The 17,137-nt window shown below is 45.6% G+C and carries 12 protein-coding genes; all 12 read left to right on the top strand.

Annotation, left to right across the window (positions count from 1 at the left end; all coding sequences use genetic code 11):
- The first annotated feature begins 21 nt into the window (after window positions 1-21).
- The 12 genes from pseB to G630_RS0108195 all read left to right on the top strand — a co-directional run bounded on the left by pseB (window position 22) and on the right by G630_RS0108195 (window position 17,130).
- The gene (gene pseB, locus G630_RS0108250) at window positions 22-1,023 is read left to right on the top strand and encodes a UDP-N-acetylglucosamine 4,6-dehydratase (inverting) (protein ID WP_022760304.1); all 1,002 of its coding nucleotides are present in this window, start codon (window positions 22-24) and stop codon (window positions 1,021-1,023) included.
- A 60-nt stretch (window positions 1,024-1,083) separates the two neighbouring features.
- On the top strand, window positions 1,084-2,292 hold the full coding sequence (pseC, locus tag G630_RS0108245) for a UDP-4-amino-4,6-dideoxy-N-acetyl-beta-L-altrosamine transaminase (protein WP_026498305.1): 1,209 nt from the start codon (window positions 1,084-1,086) through the stop codon (window positions 2,290-2,292).
- On the top strand, window positions 2,289-2,993 hold the full coding sequence (gene pseF, locus G630_RS0108240) for a pseudaminic acid cytidylyltransferase (protein WP_026498304.1): 705 nt from the start codon (window positions 2,289-2,291) through the stop codon (window positions 2,991-2,993). The genes pseC and pseF overlap by 4 nt, the downstream gene beginning before the upstream one ends.
- A 92-nt stretch (window positions 2,994-3,085) precedes the next feature.
- A complete protein-coding gene (gene pseI, locus G630_RS0108235; protein WP_155831955.1) occupies window positions 3,086-4,123 on the top strand; it encodes a pseudaminic acid synthase in 1,038 nt (345 codons plus the stop codon).
- Entirely contained in the window at window positions 4,116-5,291 is a 1,176-nt protein-coding gene (locus G630_RS0108230; protein ID WP_026498302.1) for a PseG/SpsG family protein, read from the top strand. Before pseI ends, G630_RS0108230 begins: the two co-directional genes overlap by 8 nt.
- Before the next feature lie 5 nt (window positions 5,292-5,296).
- Complete coding sequence (locus G630_RS0108225; protein ID WP_026498301.1) at window positions 5,297-6,529, top strand: ATP-grasp domain-containing protein; 1,233 nt, start codon at window positions 5,297-5,299, stop codon at window positions 6,527-6,529.
- 80 nt (window positions 6,530-6,609) lie between these two features.
- The gene (locus G630_RS0108220; protein WP_026498300.1) at window positions 6,610-9,135 is read left to right on the top strand and encodes an MMPL family transporter; all 2,526 of its coding nucleotides are present in this window, start codon (window positions 6,610-6,612) and stop codon (window positions 9,133-9,135) included.
- On the top strand, window positions 9,132-12,641 hold the full coding sequence (locus G630_RS0108215; RefSeq protein ID WP_026498299.1) for a hypothetical protein: 3,510 nt from the start codon (window positions 9,132-9,134) through the stop codon (window positions 12,639-12,641). The genes G630_RS0108220 and G630_RS0108215 overlap by 4 nt, the downstream gene beginning before the upstream one ends.
- Window position 12,642: 1 nt before the next feature.
- Entirely contained in the window at window positions 12,643-13,650 is a 1,008-nt protein-coding gene (locus G630_RS0108210) for a hypothetical protein (RefSeq protein WP_026498298.1), read from the top strand.
- Window positions 13,651-13,699: 49 nt separating this feature from the next.
- On the top strand, window positions 13,700-14,917 hold the full coding sequence (locus G630_RS0108205) for a hypothetical protein (protein ID WP_026498297.1): 1,218 nt from the start codon (window positions 13,700-13,702) through the stop codon (window positions 14,915-14,917).
- Window positions 14,914-15,993, top strand: coding sequence for a glycosyltransferase family 2 protein (locus tag G630_RS0108200; protein WP_026498296.1), 1,080 nt, complete (start codon window positions 14,914-14,916; stop codon window positions 15,991-15,993). Before G630_RS0108205 ends, G630_RS0108200 begins: the two co-directional genes overlap by 4 nt.
- A gap of 3 nt (window positions 15,994-15,996) precedes the next feature.
- Window positions 15,997-17,130 (top strand): glycosyltransferase family 52, encoded by a 1,134-nt coding sequence (locus G630_RS0108195; RefSeq protein ID WP_026498295.1) that lies wholly within the window; start codon window positions 15,997-15,999, stop codon window positions 17,128-17,130.
- Window positions 17,131-17,137: the final 7 nt, after the last annotated feature.

Raw genomic sequence — 17,137 nt, 5'->3', positions numbered from 1 at the left:
TGCTTTGAAAAGAGGTAAAAAATGAAATTAGATGATAAAACCATACTTGTAACAGGAGGAACCGGTTCTTTTGGACATTGCTTTACCGAGTATCTTCTCGAGAACTATAATCCCAAGAAGATTATTGTGTATTCACGTGACGAGTATAAGCAATATACCATGGCCAATGAGAAGGTGTATAAAGAGCACGCTGATCAGATGAGATTTTTCATCGGTGATGTAAGGGATGGTGCCCGTATGGAGCGCGCTATGGAGGGCGTTGATTATGTAATCCATGCCGCTGCTCTTAAGCAGGTGCCTGCCTGCGAGTATAATCCGGACGAGGCTATAAAGACCAATGTTAACGGTGCGCAGAACGTAATTAATGCAGCTCTTAATACAGGCGTTAAACGTGTAGTTGCGCTCAGTACAGATAAAGCTGTTAACCCTGTGAATCTCTATGGTGCAACCAAGATGGTTTCAGATAAACTGTTTATCGCAGCTAATGCTTATGCCGGAAATAAGGACATAAATTTCTCGATTGTTAGATATGGTAATGTTGCGGGAAGTCGCGGTTCAATCATTCCGCTTTTCAAGAACCTTATTGAGAAGGGTGAAAAAGAGCTTCCTATAACCGATTACAGAATGACAAGATTCTGGATAAGCCTTCCCGAGGGCGTTGAGCTCGTACTTAAGGCTCTTAACGAGGCAAAGGGTGGAGAGACCTTCATCAGCAAGATTCCTTCCTTCAAGGTTACGGATCTGGCAGAGGCTATGTGCCCCGGAATCGCAACAAAAGAGATCGGAATCCGTCCGGGTGAGAAGCTTGATGAGATCATGGTAACAGTGGAGGATGCGCCTTTTACCTACGAGTTTGATAAGCACTTTATCGTATATCCTCAGGTTACCTTCAATGACAGACAGACCCCTGATCCTGCAGGCAAGAAGGTTCCGGAAGGATTCTCCTACAGTTCAGGCAATAACACAGAGTGGATGAGTGTCGAAGATATCAAGGCAAGACTTCACGAGGCAGTAGACCACTAAAATACTTAAAGCCTTCCCCTAAGGGGAAGGTGTCAGCGAAGCTGACGGATGAGGGAATAAATGAATAACGACAACATCGGAATCCCTGCAATTTGCGGGGGTTCGCCCGTTAGGGAGAAAAAATTATACTATTCGCATCAGGATATAAATGATAAGGATATCGCAGCGGTTGTTGAGGTATTAAAAAGTGACTATCTCACAACAGGTCCTGCCATCACTGAGATGGAGAGGAAGCTTTGCGAGATAACAGGAGCAAAGTACGCGGTCGCTATAAGCAATGATACTGCAGCACTTCATATCGCATGTCTCGCTGCCGGAGTCGGTGAGGGAGATGAGGTTATAACAACTCCCATTACCTTTGCGGCCAGTGCCAATTGTGCGTTTTACTGCGGTGGCAGACCGGTTTTTGCTGATATCGATCCGGAGACCTATCAGATAGATCCCGCAGATGTTGAAAGGAAGATCACCGATAAGACCAAGGCAGTTATTCCTGTGGATTACACCGGCCAGACAGCTGATCTTCAGGCAATAAGGGATATCTGCGACAAGCATGGTCTTGTAATGATCGAGGATGCTGCGCATTCAATCGGTACAAAATATAACGGAGTTCATGTGGGAACACTGGCTGATATGACAACCTTCAGTTTTCATGCTGTGAAGACCATAACAGGCGGTGAGGGTGGCGCGATAGTCACAAATGATGAGGAGTTATATAAAAAGCTGATGCTTCTTCGTACCCATGGAATCACAAGGGATGAATCCCTTATGGAGCATGAGAGCGACGGACCGTGGTATTATGAGCAGCTTCTGCTTGCACCGAATTACAGACTTACCGATATTCAGGCAGCGCTTATATGCAGTCAGCTCGACAGACTTCCCGAATTTGTGGAGAGAAGGAAGGCCATCAGGAAGAAGTATGATGAAGCTTTTTCCAAAATACCGGAGTTGTTCGTGCAGAAGGAGGATAAGAACTCCGATTGCTGCAGACATTTATACATCTTAAGGATAGTTCCCGAGAAGCTGAAAATTGGAAGGAAAGAGTTCTTCGATGCTCTCGGAGCAGAAAATATCATCTGTAACGTACATTACATCCCGACCTACTATTTTCCTTATTATGAGAAGATGGGATATAAAAAGGGTCTTTGCCCAAATGCAGAGAAGCTCTATGATGAGATGATTACGATACCGCTGTATGCAGCCATGACTGATGAGGATGCGGAGAATGTTATAGCAGCGGTGACTAAGATTGTGGAGTATTACAAAAAATGAGCGCAATTGCAATAATAACTGCTCGTGGTGGCAGCAAACGCATACCACGTAAAAACATAAAAGAGTTCTGCGGTAAACCGATAATAAATTATTCCATAGAGGCGGCGCTTGCTTCTGGAATTTTCGACGAAGTCATGGTATCCACTGATGATGAGGAGATTGCTGAGATTGCAAAAAAAGCCGGAGCGAAGGTCCCGTTCTTTAGATCAGCAGAGACTTCAAACGATACCGCAACAACCGCAGATGTTCTTCTCGAAGTCCTTGACGAATATGAGAAGAGGGGACAGAGTTATGAGTACGGATGCTGCATCTATCCCACAGCACCCTTTGTAACTGCAAGGAAATTAAAGGAAGCAATGGACGAGCTTGTAAAGTCGGGAGCGGAGTCAATTGTTCCAATGCAGGAATTTTCCTATCCTCCTCAGAGAGGCCTTTTCATAGATGATAAGGGACTTGTGAAGATGCTTCATCCTGAGTATGCGACCACCAGAAGCCAGGATCTTCAGAAACAGTATCACGAATGCGGACAGTTCTACATTTTCAGAAACGATGCCTTCAGAATTCAGAAGGATACGACCATGGAGAAGTCCATACCCTACATCATTGACCCGGTGGAGTCACAGGACATCGATAACGAGAGCGACTGGTTACTGGCGGAGCTGAAGTACCGTTTCCTTACAGAGCAGGGGATACTGAAATAATATGCCTTCCCCTTGGGAGAAGAAAAATATAAGCCTTCCCCTTGGGGGGAAGGTGTCAGCGAAGCTGACGGATGAGGGGAAAGAGGACTCATATGAAACTACAAGAATGTTTAAACAAAAATCGCGCCTATATAATCGCAGAGATGAGCGCCAACCACGGCGGCTCTCTTGATAATGCCATGCAGATCGTTGAAGCGGCTGCAAAGGCGGGCGCAGACTGTCTGAAAACACAGACCTATACAGCGGACACCATCACCATAGACTGTGATGCCGAGGCTTTCAAGATTCACGGCGGATTATGGGACGGCTACAATCTTCACGACCTTTATAAGGAAGCCTACACTCCCTGGGAGTGGATGGAGCCCATAAAGAAAAAGTGCGAGGAGTGCGGGGTTGATTTTCTTTCCACACCCTTTGATACAACATCAGTAGATTATCTTGAAAACATAGGCGAAGAATTCTACAAGATCGCATCCTTCGAGCTGGTGGATATCCCGCTTATAAAGTATATCGCGAGAACCGGAAAGCCCATAATCATGTCAACCGGAATGGGCTCCGAGGAGGAGATAAGAGAGGCTGTTGAAGCTATCAGATCCGAGGGTAATGACAACATTATTCTGCTTAAGTGTTGTAGTGTGTATCCCACAGTATCTTCAGATCTTAATCTCAGAACCATACCTGATATGAGAGCAAAGTTCGGGGTGCCGATAGGACTCTCGGACCATTCTATGGGCGGGACCGCAGCGATAGCAGCAGCGGCGCTCGGGGCTGTGGTCATTGAGAAGCACTTCTGCCTTGACAGAAAAATTCCTTCCGCGGATTCCGCTTTTTCCATGGAGCCCCAGGAATTCGCCGAAATGGTAAAGGGTGTTCACGATGCGGAGCTGGCTCTCGGACAGATTTTCTACGGACCGACAGAGGCTGAGGCGGGAGAATACACCAACCGCAGATCACTTTTCATAGTAGAGGATGTTGAAGAGGGCGAGGTCCTTACGGATAAAAATGTGCGAAGCATTAGATCCTACAACATTCAGGGCATGAAGCCCAAGTATTATGAAGAGGTTCTTGGGAAAAAGGCAAAACAAAAGCTGACACGCGGAACACCGCTGGATTGGAGTTGTATTGAATAAGATTGCAATTCGCGTAGATGCAAATGAAATAGTGGCGACAGGGCATATCATGCGCTGCAGGACAATAGCACACAGTCTCCTGCAGCTGGAATGCTTTGTCGTTTTTGTGTCTGCGGATGATAATATTGTGCCCTACATAAAGGACGAATTTGAATATCAGATTCTTGAAACGAATTGGCGAAATATGGAGCAGGAAATAATAACCCTTCTTGATTTTTTGCATGAGGAGGGGATTAATCGCATGCTTGTAGACAGCTATTATGCAACGCCCGAGTATATAAGGATGCTGGAATCCAATGGCATCAGGACCATGTACATAGATGACATGCAAAAGGAAAAATACCCCGCTTCGGTTCTCCTTAATTACAGCCCTGGAGCACCGGGACTTGGTTACGAGGAGTTTTACGAGGGCGAAGCTCCAAAACTTCTTTTGGGGACCAAGTATATTCCCATCCGTGAGCAGTTTGTGAGACAGAGTAGGAAAAGCGAAGGCACAGGGATAACCGGTGACTCCCAGAGATACGGAACCGATGGTGAGATCCTGCAAAACATTGACCTTGTCGCAAGTGAAAATGCGCAGGCTTTCGAAGGCGCTCACAGAACCTACGGATACAATAAGGGGGAGATAAAAAATATTTTCCTGACCACCGGAGGCGCAGATACCATGGGGCTTTCCGAGGTTATTGCCTCAGCGATTCTTAGAGATAAAGAGCTCGGCTTTTTAGGAAGCAGGGATAAAAAGATTCATCTTCTCGCGGGAAGATTTTACCGTGTGACGGAGAAGATTCAGCAGTTTATAGAGGACGGATATGTTGTCCTTCATCAGAATGTATCGAATGTTGCGGATATCATGAGTTCCTGCGATGTGGCAATCACACCTGCCGGGACCACGCTGTACGAATTATGTGCGGTGGGTGTTCTATCCGTGAGCTATGTGTTTGCGGAAAACCAGGAACCTGATGCGCTGTTTTTTGCTGACGAGGGCTACATACCTTATGCGGGTGACTTCAGAGACGATGCCAATGAGACGCTGACAGCCATACTCAGATATCTTGAGGAAGTGTTATCTATGGACACTTCACAGCGCCTTGAAATATCAGGAAAGCTGAAAAAGCTTATAGACGGACAGGGTGCTGACAGAATTGCGGAAGTACTAACGGAGATGTAACTACGATGAAAAAGATTTTTATACTTGGAGCGAGTGCACTTCAGGTGCCTGCCATAAAAAAAGCAAAGGAAAAGGGACTGTATGTCTATGCTCTGGACTATGATCCGGAGGCAGTCGGAATAAAGGATGCCGATGAGTTTTTGTGCATAAGCACAATTGATAAGGAAGCTGTGCTTGAAGCTGCAAAGAAATATGAACCCGACTATATCATCACTTCTACCAGTGACATGCCGGTAAGGACCGTGTCCTGGGTTAATGAGGAGCTTGGCAGGAAAAATGATATCTCTTACGAAAATGCCATCTGCGCAACGGATAAGGCAGCCATGAGAAGACGCATGAAGGAAAAGGGTGTGCCGATTCCGGAGTTTCATGTGGTTTCCGATGAAGAAGCATTCCTTGAGGCCGCTAAGAAGCTCGGCGAGAGATTTGTCTGCAAGCCTGCGGATAATGCAGCTAGCAGAGGCGTGGTACTTGTAGATAAGAATAGTACAGCAGAGGATGAGCTTTTAAAAATCTATGCTTATACAAAGGAATACTCACGAAGCGGAGAGGTTCTTCTGGAGGAATTCATGGAGGGGCCTGAAGTCAGTGTGGAGTCCTTCACAGTTGATGGGAAGACACATATTATCACCATAACGGATAAGATGGTCACAGAGATTCCCTTCTTCGTAGAAACCGGACATACTGAACCCTCGAGACTGTCTGATGAAGTACAGGAGGATATCAGGAATGTAGCAAGGGTAGCGATTGAGGCTGTCGGAATAGAGAACGGTCCTTCCCACACAGAGATCAAGGTAACGAAGGACGGAGCAAAGCTTGTTGAGATAGCAGCGCGCCTTGGCGGTGATTTTATCACATCTAAGCTGGTGCCGCTCTCAACGGGAGTTGATCTTATTGACTGCTGTCTGTCCTCTACACTTGGGGAAGAGGTAAAGTGGCAGAGTACCAAGAATGCCGGCTCAGCCATAAGATTTTTATTTGCGAAAGAGGCTGTCAGTGAATCCGGAGAAACCGGTGATGCGGCTAAGACCATTTTGTCGGTTACAGGCGTGGAAGAAGCCGAAAAGATGCCCGGTGTTACGGAAGTTGTCATCTATAAAAAGCCCGGAGATGAGGCCACCATGTTAAAGAGCAGCGGTGACAGATGGGGACATGTGATAGCAGAGGGTGACAGTGCTGAGGATGCCGCAAAAAAAGCGGAAGAAGCGGCATTTTTAATTCGTTTTTTAACGAATTGACGGGAGTTTGTGGTATCATAATACTATAGCTGTTAACTGACTTTTTTGTTGTATGTAAAGGCTTTGAGGGGGAATTGAATATGGCTGAACACGGAGAAGTTCGTTCTAAGGCTTCTGTTCAGAAGGAAGATGACAATGTCATGATCAAGGTTGCGACCTTTATCGTAGACAGACGTAACCTTTTCTTTTTGATATTCGGAATTGTTCTGATTTTCTGCGCTATCGCGTCGGGGATGGTCAAGGTCGAGAATGCGCTCTCGGCTTATCTTCCCGACTCCTTTGAGACCAGTATCGGTCTTGATCTCATGGAAAAAGAGTTTACAACCTACGGATCTGCCAAGATTATGGTGTCCAATATTGTCTATGAGGACGCTGAAAAACTGGCAGAGGATATTCGTGCCCGCGGTGACGTCTCGATGCTTCAGTTTGACGAGACTCCGGATCATTACAACAATTTTTCCGCGCTCTTTGACGTTACTTTCAAGTACGAAGAGAAGGATGAAAGGGCGCTTCAGGGACTCGAAGAGATTAAAGAAATGCTCTCTTCCTACGATATTTTCGTGTCGACCACAATGGGCAATGCCTCTGCGGAGACTATCGCCAAGGAGATGAAAACCGTAAGTGCTCTGGTTGTGGTTATTGTGCTTGTGGTGCTGGTCCTTACTTCACAGACTTATGCTGAGATACCGGTTCTCCTTCTTACCTTCGGAGCTGCGGCTGTAATGTCAGCCGGTACCAATTTCATTCTGGGTACAATTTCCTTTGTATCCGATTCCGTTACAATCGTACTTCAGCTTGCGCTTTCAATCGATTATGCGGTTATTTTCTGTAACAGATATAAAGAGGAGCATGAAAATCTGCCTATCAGAGAAGCGGATATCATAGCCCTCAGTAAAGCAATTCCTGAGATTTCCTCCAGTTCCCTAACCACCATTGGCGGTCTTGTTGCCATGATGTTCATGCAGTTCGGCATAGGTCGCGACATGGCAATATGTCTTATCAAGGCTATTGTTCTTAGTCTTGTTGCAGTTTTCCTTCTTATGCCCGGTCTTATCATGATCTTCGGATCACTTATGGATAAAACAAGGCACAAGAGCTTTGTTCCCAAGATTCCTTTCGTGGGAAAATTTGATTTCTTTACAAGATTTATAGTGCCGCCGATTTTCCTGGCACTTATCATCGGGGCATTTATCGTTCAGAATAAATGCCCGTTTGTCTATGGTTATTCCAAGGTTGAAACTCCGATTAAGAATGAAACACAGATAGCGAGCGAGCTCATAAGCGAGACCTTCGGGGATTCAAATATGGTTGCAGTCGTGGTTCCCGCAGGCAATTATGATAAGGAAAAGAGATTGATTCAGACCTATCTCAAGTGCGAGGAGGTAAAGTCCGCGCAGGGTCTTGCCAACATCGAAGCGATGGGTGGTTACTGCCTTGCGGATAAGCTGACAGTGAGAGAGTTTTCCGAACTTTTGGAGCTTGATTATGAGGTGGCAGAGCTTCTTTACATGGCCTATGCGGTAAACGACAAGAATTACGCAAAGCTTGTGAACGGACTATCAACCTACAGAGTTCCTCTTATTGATATGATTATGTTCCTCCACGATGAGGTGGATGAGGGATATGTAACGCTGGATGAGAGCATGCAGGAAAAGCTTGATGATGCTTATGAGCAGATGAATATCGTCAAAAAACAGCTGCAGGGTGAAAACTACAGCAGAATTCTTGTGTACTTAAATCTCCCCCAGGAGGGCGAGGAAACCTTTAATTTCCTTAATTCGATGCACACCATGGCGAATAATTTTTATGAGGGTCAAATTCTGGTAATAGGTGAAGCCACCAGCCAATTTGACCTTCAGAAGACCTTCTCCGTGGATAATACGGTGGTTACCGTTATTTCAATTCTGGCGGTTCTGGTAGTCCTTCTGTTTACCTTTAAGTCAGCGGGTATGCCGGTGCTCCTTATCCTGGTAATCGAGGGAGCTATCTGGATCAACTTTGCGTTCCCGACCATTGAAAACAACAATATTTTCTTCATGACCTACCTGATTGTCAGCTCAATTCAGATGGGTGCAAATATCGACTACGCGATTGTTATTTCCGGAAGATTTATGGAACTCAAGGATAAGATGTCCCATAAGGATGCGATAATTGAGACTATGAACTTTGCGTTTCCTACAATTATTACTTCGGGATCAATGCTGGCGCTTGCAGGCTTTGCAATCGGACAGCTGACTTCGGATGGCGCTATATGCGGCATCGGACAGTGCCTCGGACGGGGAACGGTCATATCCATTATTCTGGTAATGTTCGTACTGCCCCAGATACTTCTTATAGGAGCAAGTATTATAGACAAAACTTCATTCGCTGTTACGCTGCCTCTTACCATGGAGCGCGATACCGGCCTTATGCGAGTTGACGGCATAATAGAGGGGCAGATCAACGGAACGGTTATAGGTGAGATGCATGCCGTTGTAAGAGGCGATGTGAGAGCCTTCATCCAGAGTGGTAATCTTGAGAGACTTGATGCGACCAGGATTACCGCGGAGGACCTCGAAAAGCTTCTTGAGGGCAGAGACGCAGTGAATGAGGAGGAGAACGCATGAAAAAGAAAAATTCCGGACTCATTCTGAAAAAACTGTCTGCATCTGTACTGGCGTTTACTGTTTTTGCAGGCACATCGCACATAGATGCAAGTGCAATAAATGAACTTGAAAATGAGCTGATAGAGGGGCTTCGAAACAGGGTTAAAAGTGAAGCCACTACTTCCATGCTTGAAAAGAGCGAGAAGGAAAGCAGCGATGAGCTTGCCGATGAGGAGGCATATCAGATAAGGCTTCGCACCGGAGGTGAAGTCACATCGGGAGACGCGGCTGCCGGTGAAGATGAACCTGTGGAAATAGTCTATAAGAGCATTTCCATTGAAAGTCTTGAGGATTTCCTTGAGTTTTCAAAGAATTGTAAGAGCGATGCATGGTCTCTTGATAAGACAGTCAGCCTTAAGACAGATATTAATCTTACCGGCTCCGATTTTGAGATGATCCCGTTTTTTAACGGAATCTTCAATGGCGAAGGTCATGAGATAAAAGGATACAGTAATGCCGAAGATCCCTATATCACGGGAGTTTTCAGATATATAGGAATAAACGGTATAGTGCAGAATCTTAATGTATCCGGTGAAGTCAGGATGAAGGACGAACTGAAATTTACCGGCGGAATCTGCGGAATGAATCTCGGCATTATCAAAAACTGCACTTACAACGGAATTCTGGAGGGCAATAATACAGTTGGCGCAATAGCAGCCATCAATGAAAACACCGGCCTTATAAGCGGGTGTACAAATGATGCTCATGTATCGGGGTATTACTACACAGGAGGAATCACCGGCAAAAATTACGGAATAGTATCGGAATCCGTCAATAACGGAAGTATAAATGATAACGCTGAGTGGGTTGTAAAGGATGATGAGAAGGGCGAGAGTATAATCCAGTCCATTTCCTCAGACAGCAGTGATGAGACGAAAATTCGCTCAGGTATTGATACCGGCGGTATTGCAGGCTACTCAAAAGGAAATATCGCAAGGTGTAAGAATAAAGGAAATATCGGATATGAGCATGTTGGCTACAATGTAGGCGGAATTGTCGGAAGACAGATGGGCATCGTATCCTACTGTGAAAACATGGGAATTATCTACGGAAGAAAGGATATCGGCGGAATCGTCGGTCAGATGGAACCTTACCTTGAGCCGGAGGATATCCAGACACTTCCTGAAGCAGCTGATAAGCTTCACGACCTTGTTAATAAAACTCTCACGGATATGGACGGAGACGTGGATGTCATTTCCTCTGATGTCACTGATCTGACCGGCTACGCGAACGGAGTTGTGGATGACGGCCGCGCACTTACGGGAGAACTGACAACCTCTGTAAATGCCAATGTCCGTGTTGTTAATGCTGTAATTGAGCGCTTTGAATATGTTATGCAGAATATCCCCGGGGTACTTGATCATATGTCAAGTGCGTCGGATAAGATGTATTACTTTAATAATGCGCTAGCCAGAGCTATCGAGAACATCAACGTCGAGGGCGAGCTTTCGGATGAAGACAGAGATGCGATCGAGAGCAGTGAAAGAGATATCTATGACAAAATGGCCAACACTAACGAGAAGACTCAGAGGATGGAGAGTCTGTCGGAAGCCATTAACCGTTTAATGTATGAGACTGATGCGAACGGTAATTATGTCTATGATGAAAACGGAAACAGAAAGCTGAGGAAGCTGACAGCTGAAGAGCAGGCGCAGCTGAATGCTTATCTTGCCGAGCTTCAGCAGCTTGCATCCGAGACGGGAAGCAATGTGTCCGGAATGTTTGGCGGAGCTTCCACTATTCTTGAGACCTATAAACCCTACGCGAGCTCTGCTACGGACGCTGTTATCGGAGAAACCGAGAATGCGATTCATGCGCTGCAGGATGCGGAAGGCGAGCTTCGTGAAGCAACAAACTGCACCAGAAGTATTATTGATTATCTGAATTCTCAGGAAAAGCTGAGACTTTCGGGACTTGGAAGCGACTGGGATGCAAGCCTTGATTCACTGCATGCGAATCTGCGAGGAATATCGGGTTCTATAGAAAATATAAACCAGGATGGGAAGTCCACTTCCCACACGCTCAATGCCAACCTGGCAGCGGTAAACGATCAGGTTAACGAAATCTACCATATTCTGTCTGACAGACTGGATATCATCTATAACGATGATGCGTCTGTTTTTACTGATGTATCGGATGAAGATATACAGCAGGCGAGAACAGGCCGTGTTGACAGTTCCAAGAATAAGGGCACGGTCAAGGGAGACATTGATATAGGCGGAATTGCGGGCTCCATGGCAATTGACGAGGAGGATCCCGAGGAGAATGCAGCCGGCAATCTGAATATCGGAAGAGGAAGTAAATATACTCTTAAGAACATTATCTTCGAGTGCACGAATGATGCAACGGTTGAGTCAAAGAAGGACGGAGCGGGACTTATCGTCGGATACATGGCGCAGGGAATTGTGTCAAACTGCGAGGGTATCGGCTACGCCAGAAGTACGGAAGGAAGTTATACGGGCGGAATTGCAGGGCAGTCAATGTCCATTATTCGGGACTGTGATTCTCTATGCCTCCTTGAAGGTAATAAGTATGTGGGCGGAATAACCGGCTACGGAACGACCATAACGGGCTGTAATGCCATGGCGACATGGCACGAGGAGCCGAGTGAAAGATTCGGTTCAATAGCAGGAATAGTTAATTCCGACTCCGAAACAAGGAAGGCAAAGCTTGATAATATCAGCGGCAACTATTTTGTCGAGAACAAGGTCGGCGGAATTGATGACATAAACTTTGAAGCTATTGCGCAGCCTGTGGAGTACAAGAAATTTTTGGAAAAGGACGGAATAGGTGATGCCTTCAGACATCTTAAGGTTATATTTGAGGTAGAAGGTAAAAGAATCGGTGAGCAGGAGCTTGCTTATGGAGAGAGCCTTGCCAATCTTGAGTTCCCTGAGGAAGAGCTTAGGGAAGGTTACTATGTAAAATGGCCGGATGTATCCAATCTGGTCATGGAAGGAACCTATATTTTAACAGGTGAATATGTTGCCACAAACAAAGCAATCGAGAGTGAAGGAAAGGATGATGAATCCGGAAAGCCGATAGCAATCCTTGGCGGAAGCTACGGGGATGATGCTTATATCGATGCACAGGTTGTCGACGAGCCTTCATATAATACCGAGATGCCACTCACCGAGAGAGAAGCGGTGGTATATCGGATCAATGTTCATGAGGGTTCCTATATTCAATCTGCAGACAGGAAGATCAGACTTTACAGTCCTTACAAGAATCCTATAGTAAAGATTTATAAGGATGGAAAGTGGAAGGATACTTCTTCCAAAAAGATCGGAAGTTATGTCGAAGTGAACATGGACGGTGAGGAAGCTGTTTATGCTATAGTTGATACCAATACACTGATAAAGAAAATCCTGAAACTGGCGATATTCATTGTCCTGATAGTTCTGGCAGCCTTCATTTTCAATTTGATCATGAAGAGAATTGTCGGTAAGAAGGGTAAGGAGAGCTGACATGAAAAAGTACAATTTTAAAAGGCTGTTTTTCATAATGACCGCGAATGTGCTGGCAATGTTCTCCATTGTCTTTGCAAACAATTTTCCTGTAAGTGCAGCTTCTACGGTGATCACGCAGACTATGTATTCCACCGACAGCGTGACCATGCACTGGGTTAAGGTTCCGGGAGCAAAGGAGTACTATCCGGCGATTGCTGAGAGTAAAAGTGAAGCTGAGGAGGCAGCAAAAAAGCACGGAGTGGTCCTTGGAGATACTGAAATCAGCTATACTTTTAACAGCCTGAACCCCGGGACAATCTATTATGTTGCGCTAAGGTGTCTGTATACGGATTCCAAGGGGGATAAGGAAGAAACCGTAGGCACGGCGATAATGAAAACTATTCCCGGGAAGGTGACGGGGCTCACCCAGGCGAAGTGGTATTCGAACAAGAAGACCGTATATGTCACCTGGGATAAGCAGACGGCTGCGACTTTCAAATATGTTTTCATGGACAGGTTCGGAAGGCGCATAAGAGAGGGAGTTTCCTTTAAGAATTCTTTCAGCAGAAGGATCGATAACAACAAGTGCTATTCGTTCAAGGTCAGGTCCGTGGCGCTTGTGGGCGGGAAGACCTACGAGAGTGAATGGTCCGACAGGATATATCTCTTTGCACAGCCCATGATAAAGTCATATAATTATGGGAATGATTTTGCTGTGAAAATCTCTGGCGGATCACTTAATATCAAATGGGACCGCGTGAAATATGCCAATGAAGGTTATAATATCTATGTGTCGAAAAATCGCGATAAGGGATATACCCTGGTTGGGCATGCATCAAAAAAGAAGAGTCAGAAAACCATAAAAAGATTCAAGGGCAGCAGATTTAAGAAATCAGGTACGTATTATATTTATGTTGAGGGGCTGAGACAGGGACCTACAGCCTTGAGCTCAACGGGCATAGGCTATGTGTGGGAATATAAAAACGGAAAAGTAAGACAGACCTATTACCACGGAAGTTACGAGTGATCTTTTGATGAATCGGCGGCAGTAATTATTTAGAAATCGGGGAGTGAAAATGTACGAAATCGGAAGCGAGTTCAATTTAGAAAAAACTACAGAGCGAAAGGATTTGACCTTTGAACTTTCAGAAGTTGCCGAAAAGGCGGGGCGCTATATAGAGTTTCTGCGATGCGGAAGGGATGCTATCGGCTTTGTGGCAGACGATATTATCGCCCGTTTTCAGGATGATGGCATAAATCCCAGGGAAGAAGGAGCGCTTACGGCGTTTTTGCCGGCACTTGCATGCGATTCGATGGTTCTCCCTTTTGAAGTGCGCGGATTTAAGCTTGTGTATTACAAGGTTAAGGAAGATCTCAGTATAGATGCAGAGGACCTTTTTTCTAAGCTTGAAAAAGGAAAGGGCGAAGGCTCTTTTAAGCCGGTTATTCTTATAATGAATTATTTCGGAGTATCAGATACTGCGAATATTGCAAAGAGCATCAGAGAGAGATGCAGTGATGCTGTGATAATTGAGGACGTCACGCATATTCTGTTTGATGATAAAGCCTATTTAACAAAGAATGCTATCCCGGATTATCAGGTGGGAAGCATACGCAAATGGCTTGGAGTTCCGGACGGAGCCTTTGCGGTTAGTAAAAGTGAATTTCTGATGGGGGCTCTTACCGGAGAGACAGATTTTACCGCGCTCAGGCTTGAGGCTCTCACTGAGAAGAGTGAATATCTTGAAAAAGGAGATCCGGAGCTTAAGGTGCATTTCAGAAAGCTTCTCTCGGACGCTGAGGACAGCCTTAGTGACGGGCTTGATCCCTATCATATGTCGGATGTGAGCGCAGAACTTTTGAGCGATTTTGATACCTACAAAATGAGCGACAGAAGAAGGGCCAATTATAGGAATCTGTATAAATTGTTGTCGGAGCTGCCTCTTTGTGGGAAAGCATTCAGTCTTCTTCCGGGGATTCCGGAGGTTTATGAGGGAGAGTATAAATACACTCCGTTTATGCTTCCCATTGTGCTTGATATTGATTTTATGAGAAGGAGTGCTATCACGGAAGCGGGCAAGAATATTACCCGCGATGGTTTTGAGAGAATGCTTGCGGAAAAAGGTGTCTATGCGCCGGTACTTTGGCCGATCCTTCCGGATGCGGCAAAAGCTTGCGAAACCTCGGCTCATTTTTCGGATAACATGCTCGCTTTCTGGATAGATCAGCGTTATAACCGTTTTGATATGGAGCAGATAGCGGCGGTACTTGGGGAGGAGCTCTCCAGGTTATGAGACTTAGCGTAATTGTGCCCGTTTACAATATGGCGGGAGAGGATAAATTGAAACATTGTCTGGATTCACTTGTGGGGCAGACCCTGCCTGACGGGGAGATTGAGATAATTGCGGTTGACGACTGCTCGGCGGATAATTCCTTTGAGCTGATGCAGGATTATGAGAAGCGCTATCCCGGAAGATTTGTGGCAATTCACAGCCCAGTCAATCACCATCAGGGCGGAGCCAAGAACATAGGACTTGGAATTGCCAAGGGTGAGTGGCTTGGCTTTATCGATGCTGATGACTGGGTGGTTCCGGATTATTATGAGAGGCTTCTTAAGAAAGCTGATGAAACCGGCGCAGACATGGTGGGCTGCGATTACAGCCTTGTGGATTGTTATACCTTTACTCCCGGGCAGATTGTTCACAACAATAATGAAGAGCAGACAGGTGTGATGGATGAGGAGAAGTATAAGAAGCTCCTTCTGGACACCGGAAGTCTGGTGGTGAAGATCTACAAAAGAAATATTGTTATGGGAGATACAAAGCCGGTTTCCGTTACCGAGAACGGAAGTACGCTGACAAAGGCCTACGTCTTTCCCGAGGATATTTTCTACGAGGATAATGCTGTCAGCAATACATGGATGCTTCGCGTAAAGCATTTCGAATATATTGAGGAGCCGCTCTATTTCTATTTTCAGCATGACGCCTCAACTGTTCATACAGTCTCTAAGAAAAATCTTGAGGACAGGATGACAGCCGGAAGACAGATACTTGCTGAGGCTAAGGAGAACGGATATCTCGAGAAGTACAAACCCGAGATAGAATTTATGTACACAGTGCTGTTTTATGTGAACACACTGTTTTCAGCCATGCCGAAGGAACAGCACATCGAGGGGTGTTATGACTTTACTAAGAAGATGGGGCTAGAGATGAAGGAGGCTTTTCCAGGTTTTCAGAATAACCCCTATTATCTGGAGAGAATCCACGCAGAGGAAAAGAAGCTGATCGGCATGCAGATGAAGTCGCATCTGCTGTTTTATGCTTATTACAGGCTGTTGTGGTTTTACAGGAATTTGAGAAAGAAGAGATAAAAATTGCACGAGAGAATATATGTATGCCACACTTTTTATCATGTGTATGTGGCATGCCTTAAGGAATTTCATATATTACATCAGTTTTCGGGAGCTATAATCGGAGCTTCCAAAGCCGGCGCGGGAAGTGAGATGGCGGGACGCGCCACGCTTGTGCTCTCCAAGATGAGCAACAAGTTTGGAAGTATGGTGGACAGAGCCAGGGACTGCGGCCTTTTTGAGGAGGTCATCGAGTACGACGAAAAAGTTGATACATTTTTCCCTGAGCTTGCACCGCTTCGCACTAATACCGGAAGCCTTCCGAAGAACATGATAAACAGAATAAAATTCTGTAAGAGATTTGCGCAGCTGCAGGAGAAGTATGTCCCTGTGGATTTCACAAAGTACAAGGACATCTATGTGTTCTGCGACTCCGATCCGATCGGCTATTATCTCAACTACAAGAAGATCAGATATCATGCCCTTGAGGACGGACTTAACTGCATAAAATACGGTGATCAGGCGCGCTACGACAACAACGGACATTTTAAGTTCAAGGCGTGGCTTGCTTCAACCGGACTCATCTTCATTCAAAACGGATGGGGCAGATACTGCATAGACATGGAGGTCAACGATATCTCTATTCTCGACTACCCCTGTCCTAAATACATTGAAGTTCCGCGCGAGCCGCTGGTTCAGGAACTCACACAGTCCGATAAGGACCTTATGCTTAAGCTCTTTGTTGAAAATATGGATGAGCTCAAAAAGCAGCTTGAGGAAGGCGCGGACAAGCCGAGGGTATTGATATTATCGGAGCCTCTCTGCGACCTGGAAACAAGAGAAAGACTCTTTAAAGACCTGGTCAGAGATTACGGCACCGTTAACGGCAAGGATGCCATAGTGATGATTAAGCAACATCCCCGCGACTATCTTGACTACAAGACAAAGTTCCCGGAGGTAATCCTCCTTGCAGGCACCTTCCCGATGGAGATGTTAAACTTTATCGATGGCTTGAAATTTGATAAACTAGTATCTGTTTATACAGTTGTGGATTCTATTAAATTCGTCGACGAAAAACTTTTCCTCGGCGATGATTTCATGGACAAATACGAAGCCCCTGAGATCCACCGACTAAACGAACAGATAATTGATGACTAAATAGGAG

It is taken from the genome of Butyrivibrio sp. WCD2001 (assembly GCF_000424485.1).
Classification (GTDB): Bacteria; Bacillota; Clostridia; order Lachnospirales; family Lachnospiraceae; genus Butyrivibrio.
The sequence above is the reverse complement of the archived record's forward strand: the minus strand, read 5'-3'. Positions and strand labels throughout refer to the sequence as shown.